The 19,930-nt window shown below is 63.2% G+C and carries 16 protein-coding genes; 15 read left to right on the top strand and 1 reads right to left on the bottom strand.

Features of this window, described 5'->3' with window-relative positions; translation table 11 throughout:
• Positions 1-160: 160 nt before the first annotated feature.
• The 7 genes from mraY (at position 161) to LAC81_RS11830 (ending at position 7,965) form a co-directional block, all read left to right on the top strand.
• Positions 161-1,261 (top strand): phospho-N-acetylmuramoyl-pentapeptide-transferase, encoded by a 1,101-nt coding sequence (mraY, locus tag LAC81_RS11860; RefSeq protein WP_223724950.1) that lies wholly within the window; start codon positions 161-163, stop codon positions 1,259-1,261.
• Between the two features lie 7 nt (positions 1,262-1,268).
• Positions 1,269-2,660 (top strand): UDP-N-acetylmuramoyl-L-alanine--D-glutamate ligase, encoded by a 1,392-nt coding sequence (murD, locus tag LAC81_RS11855; RefSeq protein ID WP_223724949.1) that lies wholly within the window; start codon positions 1,269-1,271, stop codon positions 2,658-2,660.
• A gap of 97 nt (positions 2,661-2,757) precedes the next feature.
• The gene (gene ftsW, locus LAC81_RS11850) at positions 2,758-3,912 is read left to right on the top strand and encodes a putative lipid II flippase FtsW (protein ID WP_113540723.1); all 1,155 of its coding nucleotides are present in this window, start codon (positions 2,758-2,760) and stop codon (positions 3,910-3,912) included.
• A 3-nt stretch (positions 3,913-3,915) separates the two neighbouring features.
• Positions 3,916-5,040, top strand: a complete 1,125-nt coding sequence (gene murG, locus LAC81_RS11845) for an undecaprenyldiphospho-muramoylpentapeptide beta-N-acetylglucosaminyltransferase (RefSeq protein ID WP_223724948.1) — start codon at positions 3,916-3,918, stop codon at positions 5,038-5,040.
• A complete protein-coding gene (gene murC / locus LAC81_RS11840) occupies positions 5,037-6,446 on the top strand; it encodes a UDP-N-acetylmuramate--L-alanine ligase (protein ID WP_223724947.1) in 1,410 nt (469 codons plus the stop codon). Before murG ends, murC begins: the two co-directional genes overlap by 4 nt.
• Positions 6,447-6,448: 2 nt before the next feature.
• A complete protein-coding gene (murB, locus tag LAC81_RS11835; RefSeq protein ID WP_113540720.1) occupies positions 6,449-7,423 on the top strand; it encodes a UDP-N-acetylmuramate dehydrogenase in 975 nt (324 codons plus the stop codon).
• Positions 7,424-7,452: 29 nt separating this feature from the next.
• Complete coding sequence (locus LAC81_RS11830; RefSeq protein WP_223724946.1) at positions 7,453-7,965, top strand: hypothetical protein; 513 nt, start codon at positions 7,453-7,455, stop codon at positions 7,963-7,965.
• Between the two features lie 105 nt (positions 7,966-8,070).
• Here the strand turns inward: LAC81_RS11830 and LAC81_RS11825 are convergent, their stop codons facing one another.
• On the bottom strand, positions 8,071-9,381 hold the full coding sequence (locus LAC81_RS11825) for an MFS transporter (RefSeq protein ID WP_223724945.1): 1,311 nt from the start codon (positions 9,379-9,381) through the stop codon (positions 8,071-8,073).
• 323 nt (positions 9,382-9,704) lie between these two features.
• Here LAC81_RS11825 and aqpZ point away from each other — a divergent pair, with 323 nt between their 5' ends.
• The 8 genes from aqpZ to recN all read left to right on the top strand — a co-directional run bounded on the left by aqpZ (position 9,705) and on the right by recN (position 19,831).
• Positions 9,705-10,391 carry an aquaporin Z gene (gene aqpZ / locus LAC81_RS11820; RefSeq protein WP_223724944.1) on the top strand — a complete coding sequence of 229 codons (687 nt, stop codon included), beginning with the start codon at positions 9,705-9,707 and terminating at the stop codon, positions 10,389-10,391.
• 309 nt (positions 10,392-10,700) lie between these two features.
• Positions 10,701-11,627, top strand: coding sequence for a D-alanine--D-alanine ligase (locus tag LAC81_RS11815; protein ID WP_113540716.1), 927 nt, complete (start codon positions 10,701-10,703; stop codon positions 11,625-11,627).
• On the top strand, positions 11,615-12,565 hold the full coding sequence (gene ftsQ / locus LAC81_RS11810; RefSeq protein ID WP_223724943.1) for a cell division protein FtsQ: 951 nt from the start codon (positions 11,615-11,617) through the stop codon (positions 12,563-12,565). The genes LAC81_RS11815 and ftsQ overlap by 13 nt, the downstream gene beginning before the upstream one ends.
• A complete protein-coding gene (gene ftsA, locus LAC81_RS11805; protein ID WP_113540714.1) occupies positions 12,562-13,893 on the top strand; it encodes a cell division protein FtsA in 1,332 nt (443 codons plus the stop codon). Before ftsQ ends, ftsA begins: the two co-directional genes overlap by 4 nt.
• A 109-nt stretch (positions 13,894-14,002) precedes the next feature.
• On the top strand, positions 14,003-15,793 hold the full coding sequence (ftsZ, locus tag LAC81_RS11800; protein ID WP_113540713.1) for a cell division protein FtsZ: 1,791 nt from the start codon (positions 14,003-14,005) through the stop codon (positions 15,791-15,793).
• Between the two features lie 334 nt (positions 15,794-16,127).
• Positions 16,128-17,081 carry a UDP-3-O-acyl-N-acetylglucosamine deacetylase gene (lpxC, locus tag LAC81_RS11795; protein WP_113540712.1) on the top strand — a complete coding sequence of 318 codons (954 nt, stop codon included), beginning with the start codon at positions 16,128-16,130 and terminating at the stop codon, positions 17,079-17,081.
• 173 nt (positions 17,082-17,254) lie between these two features.
• Entirely contained in the window at positions 17,255-18,121 is an 867-nt protein-coding gene (locus tag LAC81_RS11790; protein ID WP_113540711.1) for an outer membrane protein assembly factor BamD, read from the top strand.
• Between the two features lie 36 nt (positions 18,122-18,157).
• Positions 18,158-19,831, top strand: coding sequence for a DNA repair protein RecN (recN, locus tag LAC81_RS11785; RefSeq protein ID WP_223724942.1), 1,674 nt, complete (start codon positions 18,158-18,160; stop codon positions 19,829-19,831).
• The last annotated feature ends 99 nt before the right edge of the window (positions 19,832-19,930 follow it).

Here is a 19,930-nt window from a genome sequence, read left to right as displayed (position 1 = left end):
CAAGCGCGTATCGTTTTTCAGATGATTCTGTTGGACGGGTTTCTGATTTTACGGCGCCGCGGGTCCTCGTAAGACGCGCAAAGGTCGCCGTGGCACTTTAAACTGCTGCATAATTTTATCCTTAGGAATTATGCAGGAAACCTTTGGGGAAAGGTCCCTTATGCTCATTTGGCTCGTGGAACTGGCGGACCACTTTCAGTTTTTCAATCTTTTTCGCTACATCACATTCCGCACCGGTGCGGCGCTTTTCACCTCGGCCATGATCGTCTTCCTGTTCGGCCCCGCGATGATCGCCTCGCTGCGTATCCGCCAGGGCAAGGGCCAGCCGATCCGCGCCGACGGGCCGCAGACGCATTTCAAGAAGGCCGGTACGCCGACCATGGGCGGGCTGATGATCCTGGCCGGCATCGTCGTCTCGTCGCTGCTCTGGGCCGATCTTTCGAGCGTCTACGTGGTCTCGACCCTGCTCGTCACGCTCGGCTTTGGCGCCATCGGCTTCTATGACGATTACCTCAAGGTCACCAAGCAGTCCGAAAAGGGCTTTTCCGGCAAAGCGCGCCTCGGCATCGAATTCGTGATCGCAGCGATCGCCGTGTTCTTCATGATGCAGGCCTCGCTTTCGAGCGGTGCATCCGGCTCTACCTTCGGCTCCTCGGTGACGTTCCCCTTCTTCAAGGACCTGATCCTCAACCTCGGCTATTTCTTCGTGCTGTTCGGCGGCTTCGTCATCGTCGGCGCCGGCAATGCGGTGAACCTGACGGACGGCCTCGACGGCCTTGCGATCGTGCCGGTCATGATCGCCGCCGCAGCTTTCGGCCTGATTGCCTACCTTGCCGGTAACGCCGTCTTCGCCAACTACCTGCAGATCCATTTCGTGCCCGGCACCGGCGAACTCGCCGTGATCCTTGGCGCCGTCATCGGCGCCGGCCTCGGCTTCCTCTGGTTCAACGCGCCGCCGGCTGCAATCTTCATGGGCGACACCGGGTCGCTCGCGCTCGGCGGTCTGATCGGCACCGTTGCCGTTGCCGTCAAGCACGAGATCGTCATGGTCATCATCGGCGGCCTCTTCGTCATGGAGACACTGTCGGTCATCATCCAGGTCTTCTGGTTCAAGCGCACCGGCCGCCGCGTCTTCCTGATGGCGCCGATCCACCACCACTTCGAAAAGAAGGGCTGGACCGAAAGCCAGGTCGTGATCCGCTTCTGGATCATTGCCGTCATCCTCGCGATGGTCGGCCTCTCCACCCTCAAGCTTCGGTGAGCGGACGATGATCCCGGTCAGCAGCTTCAAGGGCAGGAAGGTCGCTCTCTTCGGTCTCGGCGGATCGGGCTTGGCGACGGCACAGGCGCTGGTCGCCGGCGGCGCGGACGTTACCGCCTGGGACGACAATCCCGATAGCGTCGCCAAGGCTGCGGCCGCTGGCGTGCCGACGGCGGACCTGCACACGGTGGAATGGGCAGCCTTTGCTGCCTTCGTGCTATCGCCCGGTGTGCCGCTTACCCATCCGAAGCGGCACTGGACCGTGGATCTTGCCCACGCGGCGGGCGTCGAGATCATCGGCGACGTGGAACTCTTCGTGCGCGAACGTCGCGCCCATGCGCCCGATTGCCCTTTCATCGCCATCACCGGCACCAACGGCAAATCGACGACGACGGCGCTGATCGCCCATATCCTGCGCGAAAGCGGACGCGACACCCAGCTTGGCGGCAATATCGGCACGGCAGTGCTGACGCTTGATCCTCCGAAGGCGGGCCGCTTCTATGTGGTCGAGTGCTCGTCCTACCAGATCGATCTGGCGCCGACGCTGAACCCGACGGCCGGCATTCTCTTGAACCTCACGCCCGACCACCTCGATCGTCACGGCACGATGCAGCATTACGCCGACATCAAGGAACGGTTGGTTGCCGGCAGCGGCACGGCCATTGTCGGCGTCGACGACAGCTTCTCGGCGCTGATCGCCGATCGCGTCGAGCGTGCCGGCACCAGGGTCGTGCGGATCTCGAGCCGCCACGTGCTCGCCAACGGCCTCTATGCGGAAGGTTCGCGCATTCTGAAGGCGGAAGGCGGCACATCGGGCCTGTTCGTCGATCTCGACGGCATCCAGACGCTGCGTGGTGGCCACAATGCCCAGAATGCGGCTGCTGCCATTGCCGCCTGCCTTTCGGTCGGCGTCAGCGAGGCTGAAATCCGTGCGGGCCTCAAGAGCTTCCCGGGCCTCAAGCACCGCATGCAGCCGGTTGGGCGCAAGGGTGCTGTCGTCTTCGTCAACGACAGCAAGGCGACCAATGCCGACGCGGCCGCGCCGGCGCTTTCGAGCTACGAGCGCATCTACTGGATTGCCGGCGGTCTGCCGAAGGAGGGGGGCATCACGACGCTTGCGCCCTTCTTCCCGAAGATCGTCAAGGCCTATCTGATCGGCGAGGCGGCACCCGCCTTCGCTGCGACCCTGGGCGAGGCCGTTCCCTACGAGATTTCGGGTACGCTGGAACAGGCGGTGGCGCACGCGGCGGCGGAGGCCGGCAGGGACGAAGGCGGTCCTTCGGCGGTGATGCTATCTCCGGCTTGCGCAAGCTTCGACCAGTATAAGAACTTCGAGGTGCGCGGTGATGCCTTCGTCGGCCATGTGCGCGCGATCGATGGCGTGACGATGCTGATTTAGTCCGTCAGGCCGGTGCTGAAGGCACCGGTCGAAACGGAAGCGGGTGCGGGTATTCGGACGTGGGGCGCAAAAGGCGCCGGAGAAGGGGACTGACAAGATGGTAAGCCGAGCCGAACGTGGCCCCGTGGCCGACTGGTTCTGGACGATCGACAGGTTCTTTCTGGCGACCTTCATCCTGTTGATGGGGGTCGGCTTCATGCTGTCCTTTGCGGCAAGCCCGGCGGTTGCCGAGCGCATCGGCCTCGACAGCTTCCACTTCGTCAAGCGCCACGCGCTTTTCCTCCTGCCGTCACTGGTGGTGATGGTCGGCATTTCCTTCCTCTCACCGCGCCAGGTCCGGCGTGCGGCGATCCTGCTTCTCGCCGGTTCGCTCGGCATGATGGTGCTGGTGCTGTTCATCGGTGAGGAGGTGAAAGGGTCGATGCGCTGGCTTTCAATCGCCGGCATCTCGATCCAGCCGTCCGAATTCATGAAGCCCGCCTTCGTCGTCGTCTGCGCCTGGCTCTTTTCCGAGCATGCGCGCCAGCCGGAAATCCCGGGCAATCTCTTTGCCATCCTGCTTTTCGGCATCGTCGCCGCTCTTCTCGTCGCCCAGCCGGACCTTGGCCAGACGATCCTGACCACTGCCGTCTGGGGCGGCATGTTCTTCATGGCGGGCATGCCCTGGCTCTGGATCATCCTGCTCGGTGGTGCAGCCCTCGGCGGCTTCTTCGTCGCCTATACGATGCTGCCGCACGTGGCCGCGCGTATCGACAAGTTCCTGACCGGGGAGGGCGATACCTTCCAGATGGACACGGCGCGCGAAGCGATCATTCGCGGCGACTGGTTCGGCCGGGGTCCGGGTGAAGGCATCGTCAAGCGCATCATCCCGGACAGCCATACCGACTTCGTCTTTTCCGTTGCGGCCGAAGAATTCGGCATCGTCTTTTGCATGGTCATCGTGCTGATCTTCGCCTTCCTGGTGATGCGCGGCCTCAACCACGCCTTCCGCGAACGCAACGACTTCAACCGGTTCGCCGTTGCCGGCCTGGTTCTCCAAATCGGCATCCAGTCGATGATCAACATCGGCGTGAACCTCGAACTGCTTCCGGCCAAGGGCATGACCCTGCCGCTGATCTCCTATGGTGGCTCGTCGATGGTGGCGATCTGCGTCACCGCCGGTTTCATCCTGGCGCTGACCCGTCACCGTCCGGAGAAGCGCGCCGTGGAGCGCAGCCTGTTTCGGTCCGGCATTGGCGTGCCGGCGGAGTAAAATATGACCAAAGGCATCATCCTGCTCGCCGCCGGCGGCACCGGCGGCCACCTGTTTCCGGCGGAAGCGCTGGCCCACGAACTGAAGGCCAACGGCTATTCGGTGCATCTCGTCACCGACAGCCGCGCCGAGCGCTATGCCGGCAAGTTCCCGGCCGATGAAGTGCATGTCGTTCCCTCGGCGACGATCGGCTCGAAGAACCCGGTCAGCGTGGTGAAGTCGCTGTGGACGCTGTGGACCGGCATGCGTGCCGCCCGCAAGCTGATTGCCCGGCTGAAGCCCAAGGCCGTTGTCGGCTTCGGTGGCTATCCGACCGTGCCGCCGTTGCTTGCCGCCACCGGCATGGGCGTGCCGTCGCTGATCCACGAGCAGAACGCGGTCATGGGTCGGGCCAACAAGGCACTCGCCTCCCGCGTCAAGGCGATTGCCGGCGGTTTCCTGCCGGAGGGCACGGGCGCCTTTGCCGACAAGACCGTGACGACGGGCAATCCGGTCCGTCCGGCGGTGCTCGCCGCCGCCAATTCGCCCTATGCGGCGGCCAACGGCGACGCGCCGTTCCACCTCGTCGTCTTCGGCGGCAGTCAGGGCGCGCAGTATTTCTCCAAGGCGGTCCCGCAGGCGATCTGCCGGCTCGAAGACGACGTTCGCCAGCGCATCACGGTGACGCAGCAGGCGCGGCCGGAAGACAAGGACGGCGTGATCGCGACCTATGAGCAGCTTGGCGTACCGGCCGAGGTCTCGCCCTTTTTCACCGACATGGCCGAGCGCATCGCCGGCGCGCAACTCGTCATCTGCCGCTCCGGCGCCTCGACGGTTTCGGAGCTTGCGGTCATAGGGCGCCCGGCGATCCTGGTGCCCTATCCCTATGCGCTCGACCACGACCAGGCGGCCAATGCCGCTGCGCTCGCCGCCAAGGGCGGGGCGCGGGTAATCGCGCAAGGCGAACTGACCGCAGACCGCCTGGCCGGCATCCTCAAGGACGCGATCGGCAACCCGCAATCCCTCGCTCAAATGGCCGCAAATGCCCGGGAAACCGGCAAGCCGGACGCAGCAAGCTTGCTTGCATCCCTCGTTGAGGCTATTGCCAGCGGTTTGACAGTCGAGAAATTCAGGGAAACACGCTCATGAAAATGCCGAAAACCATCGGGCTGGTCCATTTCATCGGTATCGGCGGCATCGGCATGAGCGGCATTGCCGAGGTGCTGCACAATCTCGGCCACCGGGTGCAGGGCTCTGACCAGTCCGACAGTGCCAATGTGCAGCGCCTTCGCGACAAGGGCATCGAGGTCTTCGTCGGCCACAAGGCCGAGAATATCGGCGACGCCGAGGTGATCGTCGTTTCGACCGCGATCAAGAAGGACAATCCGGAACTGATCGCGGCGCGCGAGAAGTTCCTGCCTGTCGTGCGTCGGGCCGAGATGCTCGCCGAGCTCATGCGCTTCCGCAACGCAATCGCGATCGGCGGCACGCACGGCAAGACGACGACGACCTCCATGGTCGCGGCGCTGCTCGAGGCCGGCAACCTCGATCCGACCGTCATCAACGGCGGCATCATCAATGCCTATGGCACCAACGCTCGCATGGGCGAGGGCGAGTGGATGGTGGTGGAGGCCGACGAATCCGACGGCACCTTCCTGAAGCTGCCGGCCGATGTAGCGATCGTCACCAATATCGATCCGGAACATCTCGACCACTACGGCAATTTCGATGCGGTGCGTGCGGCCTTCCGCCAGTTCGTCGAGAACGTGCCCTTCTACGGTTTCGGCGTTCTCTGCCTCGACCATCCGGAAGTGCAGACGATGGTCGGCAAGATCGAGGACCGCAAGGTCGTCACCTACGGCGAGAACCCGCAGGCCGACGTGCGCTTCCACAACATCCGCATGGACAACGGCACCTCGATCTTCGACATCGAGATCCGCCGCCGCCGCACCGGCCAGGTGATCGCGATGAAGGATCTGCGCTTGCCGATGCCCGGCCGCCACAATGTCTCCAACGCGACTGCTGCGATTGCGGTTGCCCAGCGCCTCGGCATCAGCCCGGAAGCGATCGCCAAGGGGCTTGCCTCCTTCAGCGGCGTCAAGCGTCGCTTCACGCTTACCGGCGAGTGGAAGGGCGTGCGCGTCTATGACGACTACGGCCACCATCCGGTCGAGATCAAGGCGGTGCTGAAGGCGGCGCGCGAGGCCTGCCAGGGCCGAATCATCGCCGTGCACCAGCCGCACCGCTACTCGCGCCTTTCGAGCCTGTTCCAGGAATTCTCCGCCTGCTTCAACGACGCCGACACGATTTTGATCGTGCCCGTCTATGCTGCCGGCGAAGAACCGATCCCCGGTGCCACCGCCGAGGAGCTGGTGGATCGGATCAAGGCCGGCGGCCATCGCGACGCCCGTTACGTCTCCGGTCCGGAGGCAATTGCGCCGGTTGTCAGCAAGATTGCACAGCCCGGCGATTTTGTGGTTCTCTTGGGGGCTGGCAGCATCACCTATTGGGCAGCTGCCCTGCCAAAGGAACTCGCGGATATTTCAGGAAATTGAGCATGAAACAGGTCAACGGTCAGAAACTACTGGAGTCGCTTGGAAGTGGTGTCAGCGCGGTGCGCGGCCGTATCACGCCCGATGCGCCGATGGATCGCGTCACCTGGTTCCGCGCCGGCGGCCTTGCCGAGCTCATGTTCCAGCCGCACGATACGGATGATCTCATCACCTTCCTGAAGCTTGTTCCGGCCGAAGTGCCGGTCATGGTGGTCGGTGTCGGCTCGAACCTGCTCGTGCGCGACGGTGGCATTCCCGGCGTCGTCATCAGGCTCTCGGCCAAGGGCTTCGGCGATCTGGAACTCGTCGGCGAAAACCGCATCAAGGCCGGCGCCATCTGCCCGGACAAGAACATCGCGGCCATGGCGCTCGATCACGGCATCGGCGGCTTCTATTTCTACTATGGCATCCCGGGCTCGCTCGGCGGCGCGCTGCGCATGAACGCCGGCGCCAATGGTTCAGAGACCCGCGAGCGGGTCGTCGAGGTCCATGCGGTCGACCGCCAGGGCAACCAGCATGTGCTGTCGAATGCGGACATGGGCTACGCCTACCGCCATTCCTCGGCGGCGAAAGACCTGATCTTCACCCATGCGGTGTTCGAAGGCTACGCCGAAGACAAGAACAAGATTCGCACCGACATGGATGCGGTGCGCCAGCATCGTGAGACGGTGCAGCCGATCCGCGAGAAGACGGGCGGCTCGACTTTCAAAAATCCCGAGGGCCATTCGGCCTGGAAGCTGATCGACGAGGCCGGCTGCCGCGGTCTGATGATCGGCAGCGCGCAGATGTCGCCGCTGCACTGCAACTTCATGATCAACACCGGCCAGGCGACCGGCTACGAGCTCGAATATCTCGGCGAGACGGTGCGCCAGCGCGTGCTCGAACATTCCGGCGTGCGGCTCGAATGGGAAATCAAGCGCATCGGCAATTTCATGCCGGGCTACGAGATCAAGGAATTCCTCGGCCGCGGCATCGCCTGAGGCTGAGCGGGACAGTGCTAGAAAGGGCCGTGGCGGAGACGCCGCGGCCTTTTGTTTATCGGGCGAGCGGCATCACCACGCTCCGTGGCAGAACAATGGATCAAGACACGCTGGAGCGAATTGCAGCCACATTGAACGCGGCTTCAACCAACTATTCCGTCTTCCTGAAGCTGTACGAGGTTAAAGCCGTCGAGCCGACGGATTCAGTCGCGCTTGTCCAGATGGCGCTAGGAGCTGGGGCCACGTTGGGCGGGATAGAAGAAGCCCAAGCTGAGGCTGTGTGGCCGGGGGTGAAGGACGCTCTGCTCTATGTTGGGGACGCCGGTGCTGGTCCTTCCCGCGCGGTGTTTGAATCCGAACAATTCATGTCCCTGGTCGAGCGACTTGAGAAGCAGGTCGACACGACGATCAAGACATCGACGAAGGTCGAGTCCTTCTGGCTTAAAGCCGGGCATCCGGCATACCCCGTGTTTTGGGACTTCGCGCTTATCTTCCGACGTGAGGCAGGTGCCGTCATCTTCATGGGCGCGAGTTCAGACTAGATCGCGATCCTCGCCAGCATCCGCCAAACGAAAAGAGCCGCAGCGTTGCCGCTGCGGCTCTTTTCTTTTAGTGGCCGGCTGCGTATGGGGCGCAGCCGGTCGTGATCAGGCCGAAACCTCGTCTTCCGTCGACAGCACTAGGCACAGAAGCGTGATGGCGGCGGCGGCCAGCAGGTAGTAGCCGACATAATCCAGGCTGTAGTTGGTGGCGAGCCAGGTGGCGATGTAGGGCGCCAGCGACGCGCCGAAGATGCCGGCGAGGTTGAAGGTCATCGAGGCGCCGGTGTAGCGCACCGAGGTCGGGAAGGGGGCGGCGAGTGCCGCTCCGATCGGGCCGTAGGTAAGGCCCATGAGGCCGAGGCCGATGATCGAGAACAGGAATGCGCCGCCAAGTCCGCTCGAGAGCAGCGAGGCCATGAAGATGCCGAAGATGCCGATGCCGATGGTCGTCAGGATCAGGATCAGGCGGCGGCCGAAGCGGTCCGACAGGATGCCTGCAACCGGGATCATCAGGCCGAAGAAGACGACACCGGTCATCTGCACGACCAGGAACTGCTCACGCGAGTAGCCGAGCTTCGCCGTGCCCCAGGACAGCGAGAACACCGTCATCAGATAGAACAGCACGAAGGTCGCGAGCGCCACGAAGGTGCCGAGCACCAGGCTGCGCTTGTGCGAGCGGAAGATCTCGGCGATCGGCACCTGCACGCGCTCGTGCTTGTCGACGGCTTTCTGGAATTCCGGCGTTTCGGTGATCTTCAGACGGACATAGAGGCCGACGGCGACCAGCAGGATGCTGGCGATGAACGGCACGCGCCAACCCCAGGCGAGGAAGGCTTCGTCGCTCATCACTTCGCCGAGGATGAGGAAGGTGCCGGCCGAGAGGATGAAGCCGATCGGGGCGCCGAGTTGCGGGAACATGGCGTACCAGCTGCGTTTGCCCTCGGGCGCGTTCTCTGTGGCGAGCAGGACGGCGCCGCCCCATTCGCCGCCGAGGCCGAGACCCTGGCCGAAGCGGCACAGTGCCAGCAGCAGCGGAGCTGCGACGCCGATCGTCGCATAGGTAGGCAGGAGGCCGATGACGACGGTGGAGATGCCCATGGTCATCAGCGCCGCCACCAGTGTCGCCTTGCGGCCGACCTTGTCGCCGAAGTGGCCGAAGACCACGGCGCCGAAGGGGCGGGCGAAGAAGGCGATCGAGAAGGTCGCGAAGGATTGCAGCATCGCCGAGGTCGGGTCGGCGCCGGGGAAGAAGAGGTGCGGGAAAACGAGAACCGCGGCGGTGGCGTATACGTAGAAGTCGAAGAATTCGATGGTCGTGCCGACGAGGCTTGCGAACAGCACCCGGGCAGGGGAGTTCACTGCCGCGTGCTTCGACGCATTGTTCTTCGGCGACAGGGTGGTTGTCGCGTCTGTCATTTTCATAATTCCTGACATGGATGTGAGGCCGTCTTGGGAGGCGGTTATGGGCGTCTTAACGCAAGTTTCGGCATGACGAAACCCTAATATCGTAAGATATGCGAACGATCGCGGCGTCGTGCGCAGCATTGTTCCGCTCATGCATGGTTGCCCGGCGCGCTACCAGGGTTTGACCTTTCCTAGGCCAGGGAGCTGACACGTGTCAGTTCTTCTTCGCTTTTAACGGGCGTTTCCAGCGCCACTCAACCGCGCTTGACCGGAATCAAATTGTGGCAAACTCTCGGCAGCTGAAGCGATCGGCTTCGTTTTTCAGGAGCGAATGCATGTTTAAAAGGCTTTCAGCGGAATTTCTCGGTACATTCTGGCTCGTTTTCGGTGGTTGCGGCAGCGCGGTGCTGGCGGCCGCCTTTCCTGAGGTCGGCATCGGCCTGCTCGGCGTTTCCTTTGCTTTTGGTCTTACCGTTCTCACCATGGCTTATGCGGTCGGCGGCATTTCCGGCGGGCATTTCAATCCGGCCGTTTCGGTTGGACTGATGGTTGCCGGCAAGTTTCCGTCTCATAAGCTCGTCGGCTACGTCATCTCGCAGGTGCTGGGTGCAATTGCCGCTGCCGCCGTGCTCTATCTGATTGCCAGTGGCAAGGCCGGTTTTGAGCTCGGCGGGTTCGCGGCCAACGGCTACGCTGAACATTCACCGGGCGGCTATTCGCTGACATCAGCACTCGTCGCCGAAGTGATGCTGACCTTCTTCTTCCTGTTCATCATCCTCGGTTCCACCCATGGCCGCGTGCCTGCCGGCTTCGCACCGATCGCCATCGGCCTGGCGCTCACCCTTATTCACCTGGTCTCGATCCCGATCACGAATACGTCGGTCAATCCTGCCCGCTCAACAGGCCAGGCGCTCTTCGTCGGCGACTGGGCCATTCAGCAATTGTGGCTGTTCTGGGTGGCGCCGATCGTCGGTGCGGCGATCGCCGGCATCGTCTGGAAGATCGTCGGCGACGACGACTAATCCGGCTTCGGATTCGGTCAGGCAAGGAACCCGCTGCCCTGCGCAGCGGGTTTTTCATTTTTTTTGCCTGTTATGCATTCGATTCAGGATTACTTCGCAACCCTTTGATCTCTCGCTAAAATGCGTTTTCGCCCGTGTATGCGCAGGCGCCGCGCGTGTTTCGTTTCCCGACTAAGGTTAACGAAAGTAAACGGTTCGTTAACCATAATGCCGTTCTAGTGACCTCAATGGCGCCGGTGACTCGCGAAAACCGGAATCAGCCAGACGCAAGGAAACCTTGCGATAGTGGCGTATTGTCTGGGGGTTCGAATGAGCGGCAAGCATGTGGCTGTCCTGATGGGCGGATTTTCTTCGGAGCGACCGGTTAGCCTGTCGTCCGGGGCTGCCTGTGCGGATGCCCTCGAGGCTGCCGGCTACCGCGTCACCCGAATCGACGTCGATCGCAATGTTGCAGAGGTGCTGGCGGCACTCCGTCCGGACGTCGCCTTCAACGCCCTTCACGGTCCGTTCGGGGAGGACGGCACGATCCAGGGCATCCTCGAGTATCTGGAAATTCCCTACACCCATTCCGGCGTGCTCGCCTCCGCGCTCGCCATGGACAAGGCGCAGGCAAAGCACGTTGCTGCCGCCTCCGGCATTCCGGTCGCCGACGCGCAGGTGATGGATCGCCACGCTTTCGGCCCGAAGCATCCGATGAAGCCGCCCTATGTCGTCAAGCCGGTCCGCGAGGGTTCGAGCTTCGGGGTCGTCATCGTCAAGGAAGATCAGTCGCATCCGCCGCAGGTGGTGACGTCGAGCGAGTGGCGCTATGGCGACCGAATCATGGTCGAGCGTTATGTTGCCGGTCGCGAGTTGACCTGCGGTGTCATGGGTGATCGTGCGCTAGGCGTAACCGAGATCATTCCGCAGGGCCACGCCTTCTACGATTACGACTCCAAGTACGTAAAAGGTGGTTCTAGCCACGTCATTCCGGCACAGATTTCACCAAATATTTACCAAAAAATACAAACACTCGCTCTGAAGGCGCATCAGGCAATCGGTTGCCGCGGCGTCAGCCGATCCGACTTTCGTTTCGATGACAGTTCCTCCGGTGAGGGCGAGCTGATCTGGCTGGAAATCAACACCCAGCCCGGCATGACGCCAACCTCCCTGGTGCCCGAAATGGCTGCGCATGCCGGCTATGGTTTCGGTGAGTTTTTGAGTTGGATGGTGGAGGAAGCGTCGTGTTTGCGTTGAGGGGCAGAAGAGGCAAGAGGGTTCGTCACCTCGACGGTGCTGCTGCCGTCGACGTGGACGGTGGCCGCGTGCTGCCGCGTCCGCTGCGCCGTGCCGTTCGATTCCTGGTCAGTCTCGGGGCTGGCCGCATTCGCTTCCCCGCCCATACGGGCACGATCTCGGCGCTCGCATTCTTTGCCGCCACCGGTTTTTACGGCATGTCGCTTGGCGGGCACACGCAGAACTTCGCCCAGGCATCGACCACGGCCGCCGGTTTCGCCATCGAGGACGTCAAGGTTTCCGGCAACGACCAGACCTCGGAGATCGATATCCTGCAGCAGCTCGGCCTCGATGGCACGACCTCGCTGGTGGCGCTCGATATCGCCGAGGCGCGCAAACTGATTGCGGAAATGCCCTGGGTGCAGGGCGTCACCGTTCGCAAGGTTTACCCCGGCACGATCGAGGTCAGCCTCACCGAGCGCAAGGCGTTCGGCATCTGGCAGCACGGCTCCGACCTTTCGTTGATCGAAAGAAGCGGCAGCGTGATTGCGCCGCTGCGCGACAACAAGTTCGCGGCCCTGCCGCTCTTCGTCGGCCGTGACGCCGAGACGGCGGCCGCCGATTTCTACGACGAGTTTTCCCGCTGGCCGGAGATCCGCTCGCGGGTGAAGGCCTTCGTCCGTGTCGCCGGTCGCCGCTGGGACCTGCGCCTCGACAACGGCATCGTCGTCAAGTTGCCGGAGCATGACGTTGCCCGGGCGATGCAGGTGCTGTCCGACATGGAAAGCCAGCACCAGCTCCTCGAGCGCGACATCGCTGCCGTGGACCTGAGACTGCAAGATCGAACCACAGTTCAGTTGACGCCGGATGCAGTGACCCGGCGCGAAGTTGCCTTGAAGGCGAGGGACAAGATGCTGAAGGCGCAGGAGACCGAGAAGAAGAAAGAGGGGCGGATATGAGTTTGTTCGGGTCCTCCAGCTTTGGCCTGCCGCGCCTGAAGCCGCTTTCTTCAAAGCGGTCTCATGTCGTCTCGGTGCTGGATATCGGTTCGACCAAGGTGGTCTGCATGATCGGCCGGCTGACGCCGCGCGCCGAAAGCCAGATCCTGCCTAACCGCACCCACAACGTCGAAATCATCGGCATCGGCCATCAGAAGTCGCGCGGCGTCAAGAACGGCGTTGTCGCCGATCTCGATGCGGTCGAAAGCGTCGTGCGGCTCGCGGTCGATGCGGCCGAGCGTATGGCCGGCCTTACCATCGACAGCATGATCGTCAACGTTTCGGCGGGCCGTCTGCAGAGCGACGTCTACACCGCGACGATCGATCTCGGCGGTCAGGAAGTCGACGCCAACGATCTGCGCAAGGTCCTGTCGGCCGCCGGCCAGCAGTCGCTGCGCTCCGACCGCGCCATCCTGCACTCGTTGCCGACGGGCTTCTCGCTCGATGGCGAACGCGGCATCCGTGATCCGCTCGCCATGTTCGGCGACGTTCTCGGCGTCGACATGCATGTGCTGACGGCCGAGCGCGCGGCGCTCAAGAACCTGGAACTCTGCGTCAACCGCGCTCACCTTTCGGTCGAAGGTATGGTGGCGACGCCCTATGCCAGCGGTCTTGCCGCGCTCGTCGACGACGAAGTCGAGCTTGGCTGCGCGGCGATCGACATGGGTGGCGGCACGACGACGATCTCGGTCTTTGCCGAGGGCAAGCTGGTTCACGCCGACGCCGTCAGCCTTGGCGGCCATCATGTGACGACGGACCTGGCACGCGGTCTTTCGACCCGTATCGAGGATGCCGAGCGGCTGAAGGTCGTGCACGGCTCGGCGCTGCCCAACAGCGCCGACGAGCGCGACATCGTCTCCGTCCCGCCGATCGGCGAGGACGACCGCGATCAGCCGACGCATGTGCCGCGCGCGCTCGTTTCGCGCATCGTGCGTGCCCGCATCGAAGAGACGCTGGAACTCATCCGCGATCGTATCCAGCGCTCGGGCTTCAGCCCGATCGTCGGCAAGCGCATCGTTTTGACGGGCGGCGCAAGCCAGCTCACGGGCCTGCCGGAAGCGGCGCGCCGCATCCTCGCCCGCAATGTTCGCATCGGCCGTCCGCTCGGAGTTTCCGGGCTGCCGGCGGCTGCCAAGGGTCCGGCCTTCTCCACGGCGGTCGGCCTGATGATCTATCCGCAGGTCGCCGACCTCGAGACCCATGCCTCCCATGGCGGCATGTTCTCGGCGCTCGGTGCCGGCAACGGCCGCATCGCCCGCATGGGCCAGTGGTTGAAAGAGAGTTTTTGAGTAGAGCCGCCCGGCTCCGACAGGGACGGAACCGGGTGAATACAAACTAGGACTTTGAAAGATTTGGTCGGCTCGGCAAGGCGGCCAGAAAACAGAAGGAACGGGTACAATGACTATCAACTTGCAGAAGCCGGATATCACGGAGCTGAAGCCCCGCATCACCGTCTTTGGTGTGGGTGGCGGCGGCGGCAACGCCGTCAACAACATGATCACTGCAGGCCTCCAGGGCGTCGACTTCGTCGTCGCCAACACCGATGCCCAGGCTCTGACCATGACCAAGGCCGAGCGCATCATCCAGATGGGTGTCGCCGTCACCGAAGGTCTCGGCGCCGGTTCGCAGCCGGAAGTCGGCCGTGCGGCCGCCGAAGAGTGCATCGATGAGATCATCGACCACCTCAACGGCACCCACATGTGCTTCGTCACCGCCGGCATGGGCGGCGGCACCGGCACCGGTGCGGCCCCGATCGTCGCTCAGGCCGCCCGCAACAAGGGCATTTTGACCGTCGGCGTCGTCACCAAGCCGTTCCATTTCGAAGGCGCGCGCCGCATGCGTCTCGCCGACCAGGGCATCGCCGAACTGCAGAAGTCGGTCGACACCCTGATCGTCATCCCGAACCAGAACCTCTTCCGCATCGCCAACGACCGCACGACCTTTGCGGACGCCTTCGCGATGGCCGACCAGGTTCTTTATTCCGGCGTTGCCTGCATCACCGACCTCATGGTCAAGGAAGGCCTCATCAACCTCGACTTCGCCGACGTCCGTTCGGTGATGCGTGAGATGGGTCGCGCGATGATGGGTACCGGCGAAGCTTCGGGCGAAGGCCGCGCACTGGCCGCTGCCGAAGCCGCGATCGCCAACCCGCTGCTCGACGAAACCTCGATGAAGGGTGCCCAGGGCCTGCTGATCTCGATCACCGGCGGTCGCGACCTGACGCTGTTCGAACTCGACGAAGCTGCAACCCGTATTCGCGAAGAAGTCGACCCGGATGCCAACATCATCCTCGGCGCGACGTTCGACGAAGAACTCGAAGGCCTGATCCGCGTCTCGGTCGTCGCCACCGGCATCGACCGTACGGCTGCGGAGGTGGCGGGTCGTTCCGCCGACTTTCGTCCGGTAGCAGCCAAGCCGGTCGTTCGGCCGTCCGCCGCCATTCCGGCCCAGCAGCCGCAGCCCGTTGCCCAGCATCAGCCGGCCCCGGTTCACCAGCCGGTGATGCAGCAGCCGGTCGCTCAGCCGGTTCAGCAGCCGGTGCAGCAGCAGGCAACCGCCGACCAGATCGCAGCCGCCATCCGCGAAGCCGAAATGGAGCGGGAACTGGATATCGCGACCCGCGCTGCCCAGGCGCAGGCGCAGGCTCCGGTTCAGCCGATGCACGAAGAGAACTTTCGCCCCCAGAGCAAGCTTTTCGCCGGCGCAGCACCGGTAGAAGCCGCTCCGGTCATGCGCCAGCCGCAGCCGCAGATGCAGCCGGTTCAGGTCCAGCCGCAGCCGCAGCCGATCATGCGCCAGGAGCCTGTCGCTCCGGTCATGCGTCAGCAGCCGGAACAGGTTCGCATGCCGAAGGTCGAAGACTTTCCGCCGGTCGTAAAGGCCGAGATGGACCGCCGCGCCCAGCCGGCAGCTCCGATGCAGGAAGAGCGCGGCCCGATGGGCCTGCTCAACCGCATCACCAGCTCGCTTGGCCTGCGTGACCGCGAACAGACCCCTGCAGCCGCCGACATGACGGCGTCTGCACCGACCGCTGCTTCCCAGCAGCGCCGGCCGCTCTCGCCGGAAGCGAGCCTCTATGCGCCGCGTCGCGGCCAGCTTGACGATCACGGTCGCGCTTCGCAGCAGGCGCGCCCGCACGAAGATGATCAGCTCGAAATCCCGGCGTTCCTGCGCCGTCAGTCGAACTGATTGGAAGGCCCGTTCCTTCACCTTGCCGAATGCCCGGGCAACTGCCCGGGCATTTTTGCATTTTCTTCATCATTTCAGATGTTTGATCCTGTGTTACGGACCGTCGCAAATACGTAACAAAGCGAAACGAACAGTGATTTGGAATGGTGCCTCCAAACTCTTATTTTCAGACTCGAAATTGGGGACGCATGCGATTCGATCAAGCGCTGTCTGTTCGAAACGCAGAGGATCGGACTTTGCTCCGAGACTCTCGGGTGCCTTGCTTGTGCCCTGAAGATTGCTGCGTTCACCGGCAGGTTCTGGCCATCGGCCACAAGTATTGAAAGTGACGAGAATGGGAATCGAATTGCTCGGGTTTCAGACGACGATTGCAAGCCCGGTAACGCTGAAGGGTATCGGCGTTCATTCGGGTGCGGAAGTGTCGATCACCTTCCACCCGGCCGAAGCCGATGCGGGCATCGTTTTCCAGCGCATCCAGGCAAACGGCCGGGTTAGCGAATACAAGGCGGTTTCCTCGCAGGTCGGCAACACTGATCTGTGCACCGTTCTCGGCATGTCGCCGGCCACCTCGATCGCCACGATCGAACATGTGATGGCTGCCATCTACGCGCTCGGCCTCGACAACCTGACGATCGAAGTTCATGGCGCTGAAATGCCGATCATGGACGGCAGCTCCGAACCCTTCATCGACGCGATCGAGCTGGTGGGCGTTCGTGCCCTTGCGGTCAAGCGTCGCTACATCCGCATCGTCAAGCCGGTCCGCATCGAATCGGGCGCCTCCTGGTCGGAGTTCACGCCCTATGACGGCATGCGCTTCGAGGTTGAGATCGACTTCGATTGCCCGCTGATCGGCCGCCAGTCCTGGAAGGGCGACATGACGCCGTCGGTCTTCAAGCGCGAGCTGTCGCGCGCCCGCACCTTCGGCTTCATGCGTGACGTCGAGCGGCTCTGGGCCGCCGGCTTTGCACTCGGCTCCTCGCTCGAAAACTCGGTCGTCATTTCCGACGACAACGCCGTCATCAACGTCGAAGGCCTGCGTTACACGGACGAGTTCGTTCGCCACAAGACGCTCGATGCGGTTGGCGACCTCTCGCTCGCCGGTGCCCCGTTCATCGGCTGCTACCGCTCCTATCGCGGCGGCCACAAGATGAACGCCAATGCACTGAAGGCGCTCCTCAGCGATCCGACGGCCTACGAAGTCGTCGAAACGGCGACCCCGCGTCAGCGTACCCGCGCGCGCGATATGGTTGCCGTTGCAGTTCCGGGCTTCGCGCCTTGGTCCGCATAACAAAAAAAGTTACAATCTCCTCCAGTCGCCGGCCGAAAGGCCGGCATTTTCATGATAGGGCCGCCACAAATTTGCATGAATCACCGATCATGACGTTGCGGTCTCAAGGTAACTTGCTCTAAAAGCGCATGTCTGGCGGGGTCCAAGCCCGCAGAATGGAACGGGAATATCCGATGGTTCTTGCAGTTTCTGTTGATCTGAGAAAGTCAGCGCGCGTGGCGGCCGTGATTGTTGCGGCCATTGCCGGCAGCGCCCTGATTACCGCCTGCCAGAACGATCCCGATATCGACATCACCAAGCTGACGGCGGAAACCGATCCACCGGAAGTGCTCTACAATCAAGGTCTTGCCAACCTCAACGCCGGCAAGACGACGGAAGCGTCGCGCAAGTTCGAAGCGCTCGACCGCCAGCATCCGTTCTCGGAATATGCCCGCAAGGCGCTGGTGATGAATGCCTTCGTTTCCTACCGCAACGGGCAGTACCAGGAGGCGATCAACGCCACCGGTCGTTACCTCAATCTCTATCCGCAGTCCGAAGACGCAGCCTATGCGCAGTACATCCAGGGCCTGGCCTATACCAAGCAGATCCCGGCGGTAACGCAGGACCAGAAGCCGGCAATGCGGGCGATCGAGGCCATGCAGGCCGTCGTCGATCGCTATCCGGACTCCGAATATGTCGACGACGCCAAGTCGAAGATCCGTTTTGCCCGCGACCAGCTGGCCGGCAAGGAAATGCAGGTCGGCCGCTACTATCTCGAGCGCAAGGAATACCTTGCCGCCGTTTCGCGCTTCCGCGTCGTGATCGAGCAGTATCCGAACACCAACCAGGTGGAGGAAGCGCTGGCGCGCCTGACCGAGGCCTATTACTCGATGGGCGTGACCCAGGAGGCGCAGACCGCTGCCGCCGTTCTCGGCCACAACTATCCGGACAGCCAGTGGTACTCCGATTCCTTCAAGCTGCTGCAGTCGGGTGGCCTCGAGCCGCGTGAAAGCGGCAACTCGTGGATTTCGCGCGCTGCCAAGAACCTCATCGGCGCCTGATTTCGTCAGCGCCCGTCAAGGAAGATTTAACCCCGGATGCTCGCCCAGCTTTCGATCCGCGATATCGTCCTGATTGAACGGCTTGATCTGGCTTTTGACGCCGGGCTCTCGGTGCTGACCGGCGAGACCGGTGCCGGCAAATCCATCCTGCTCGATAGTTTGTCGCTGGCGCTTGGCGGCCGTGGCGACGGCTCGCTGGTGCGCCACGGTTCGGACAAGGGGCAGGTGACGGCGGTCTTCGACGTGCCGGCCGGTCATTCGGCGCGGCTGATGCTCGGTGAAAACGGCATCGACGACGACGGCGATCTGATCTTCCGCCGCGTGCAATCGGCCGACGGCCGCACCAAGGCCTATGTCAACGACCAGCCGATCAGTGTGCAGCTGATGCGCCAGCTTGGGCAGACGCTCGTCGAAATTCACGGACAGCACGACGATCGTGCGCTCGTCGATATCGATGCGCACCGCACGTTGCTTGATGCTTTCGGCGGCACCGCCGACGAGGCGCAGCATGTCGGCAACCTCTTCCGGGCCTGGAAGGATGCCGAGCGCGGCCTGAAGAAGCACCGCGAGCGCGTCGAGGCTGCCGCGCGCGAGGCTGACTATCTGCGTTCCTCCGTGGAAGAGCTGGAAAAGCTTAGCCCGCGCGACGGCGAAGAAGACGAGCTTGCCGAGAACCGGGCGCGGATGATGAAGGCCGAGCGCATCGCCGGCGACATCAACGAAGCCTCGGAGTTCCTGAACGGCAACGCTTCGCCGGTTCCGCTGATCGCCTCGCTGGTGCGCCGCCTCGAGCGCAAGAGCCAGGAAGCGCCGGGCCTGCTCGAAGAAACGGTCGAGTTGCTCGACGGGGCGCTGAACCAGCTTTCGGATGCGCAGATGTCCGTCGAGCGGGCGCTGCGCAACACCGAATTCGACCCGAAAGAGCTGGAGCGGGTGGAGGAACGCCTGTTCGCCCTTCGCGGCGCAAGCCGCAAATACTCCGTGCCGGTGGCCGAGTTGCCGGCGCTGGCTGCGCGCATGATCTCCGATCTGGCCGATCTCGACGCAGGTGAAGAAAAGTTGAAGCAGCTCGAAGGGCAGGTCGGCGTCGCCAGGTCAGCCTTCGACGCGTCGGCGCGCTCGATTTCGGAAAAGCGTCACCGCACGGCATCCGCCCTTTCCGCCGCTGTCATGGCCGAACTGCCGGCGCTCAAGCTCGAGCGCGCGCGCTTCATGGTGGAAGTTCAGAGCGACCCGGCCCAAGCGACGGCCGAGGGCATCGATCTCGTCGAGTTCCACGTCCAGACGAACCCCGGCACCCGTCCGGGGCCGATCATGAAGGTTGCTTCAGGTGGCGAACTCTCGCGCTTCCTGCTGGCGCTGAAGGTGGCGCTAGCCGATCGCGGCTCGGCGCCGACGCTCGTCTTCGACGAAATCGACACCGGGGTCGGTGGTGCGGTGGCGGACGCCATCGGCCAGCGGCTGAAGCGGCTTTCGGCGACCGTGCAGGTGCTTTCCGTCACCCACGCACCGCAGGTCGCCGCGCGGGCAGCGACGCACCTATTGATCTCCAAGGGGCCTTCGGCCGAAAAGTCGGAGATGATCTCGACCCGCGTCGCCCGTATGGACGACAAGGCCAGAACCGAGGAAATCGCCCGCATGCTTGCCGGTGCCTCGATCACCGAAGAGGCAAGGGCGGCTGCCGCCCGACTGCTCGCCGGTAACGGCTAGCCGCTAGCACTTTTCTGTTGCAGTGGTTGCTTACGGCGCCGCGCGCCCAAAGGACGCGACGAAGGTCGCTGTGGCACTTTGAATTCCTGCATGATGTTG

This window comes from Ensifer adhaerens, from assembly GCF_020035535.1.
Lineage (GTDB): Bacteria > Pseudomonadota > Alphaproteobacteria > Rhizobiales > Rhizobiaceae > Ensifer.
This window is presented reverse-complemented; position numbering and strand designations above follow the sequence as displayed.

What these genes read in the sequence shown, in the direction of transcription:
- murD (WP_223724949.1), top strand. Translation starts at nt 1,269, where the DNA reads ATGATCCCGGTCAGCAGCTTCAAGGGCAGGAAGGTCGCTCTCTTCGGT.
- ftsZ (WP_113540713.1), top strand. Translation starts at nt 14,003, where the DNA reads ATGACTATCAACTTGCAGAAGCCGGATATCACGGAGCTGAAGCCCCGC.
- aqpZ (WP_223724944.1), top strand. Translation starts at nt 9,705, where the DNA reads ATGTTTAAAAGGCTTTCAGCGGAATTTCTCGGTACATTCTGGCTCGTT.
- lpxC (WP_113540712.1), top strand. Translation starts at nt 16,128, where the DNA reads ATGGGAATCGAATTGCTCGGGTTTCAGACGACGATTGCAAGCCCGGTA.
- murG (WP_223724948.1), top strand. Translation starts at nt 3,916, where the DNA reads ATGACCAAAGGCATCATCCTGCTCGCCGCCGGCGGCACCGGCGGCCAC.
- LAC81_RS11790 (WP_113540711.1), top strand. Translation starts at nt 17,255, where the DNA reads ATGGTTCTTGCAGTTTCTGTTGATCTGAGAAAGTCAGCGCGCGTGGCG.
- mraY (WP_223724950.1), top strand. Translation starts at nt 161, where the DNA reads ATGCTCATTTGGCTCGTGGAACTGGCGGACCACTTTCAGTTTTTCAAT.
- ftsA (WP_113540714.1), top strand. Translation starts at nt 12,562, where the DNA reads ATGAGTTTGTTCGGGTCCTCCAGCTTTGGCCTGCCGCGCCTGAAGCCG.
- murB (WP_113540720.1), top strand. Translation starts at nt 6,449, where the DNA reads ATGAAACAGGTCAACGGTCAGAAACTACTGGAGTCGCTTGGAAGTGGT.
- LAC81_RS11815 (WP_113540716.1), top strand. Translation starts at nt 10,701, where the DNA reads ATGAGCGGCAAGCATGTGGCTGTCCTGATGGGCGGATTTTCTTCGGAG.
- murC (WP_223724947.1), top strand. Translation starts at nt 5,037, where the DNA reads ATGAAAATGCCGAAAACCATCGGGCTGGTCCATTTCATCGGTATCGGC.
- recN (WP_223724942.1), top strand. Translation starts at nt 18,158, where the DNA reads ATGCTCGCCCAGCTTTCGATCCGCGATATCGTCCTGATTGAACGGCTT.
- ftsW (WP_113540723.1), top strand. Translation starts at nt 2,758, where the DNA reads ATGGTAAGCCGAGCCGAACGTGGCCCCGTGGCCGACTGGTTCTGGACG.
- LAC81_RS11825 (WP_223724945.1), bottom strand. Translation starts at nt 9,381, where the DNA reads ATGACAGACGCGACAACCACCCTGTCGCCGAAGAACAATGCGTCGAAG.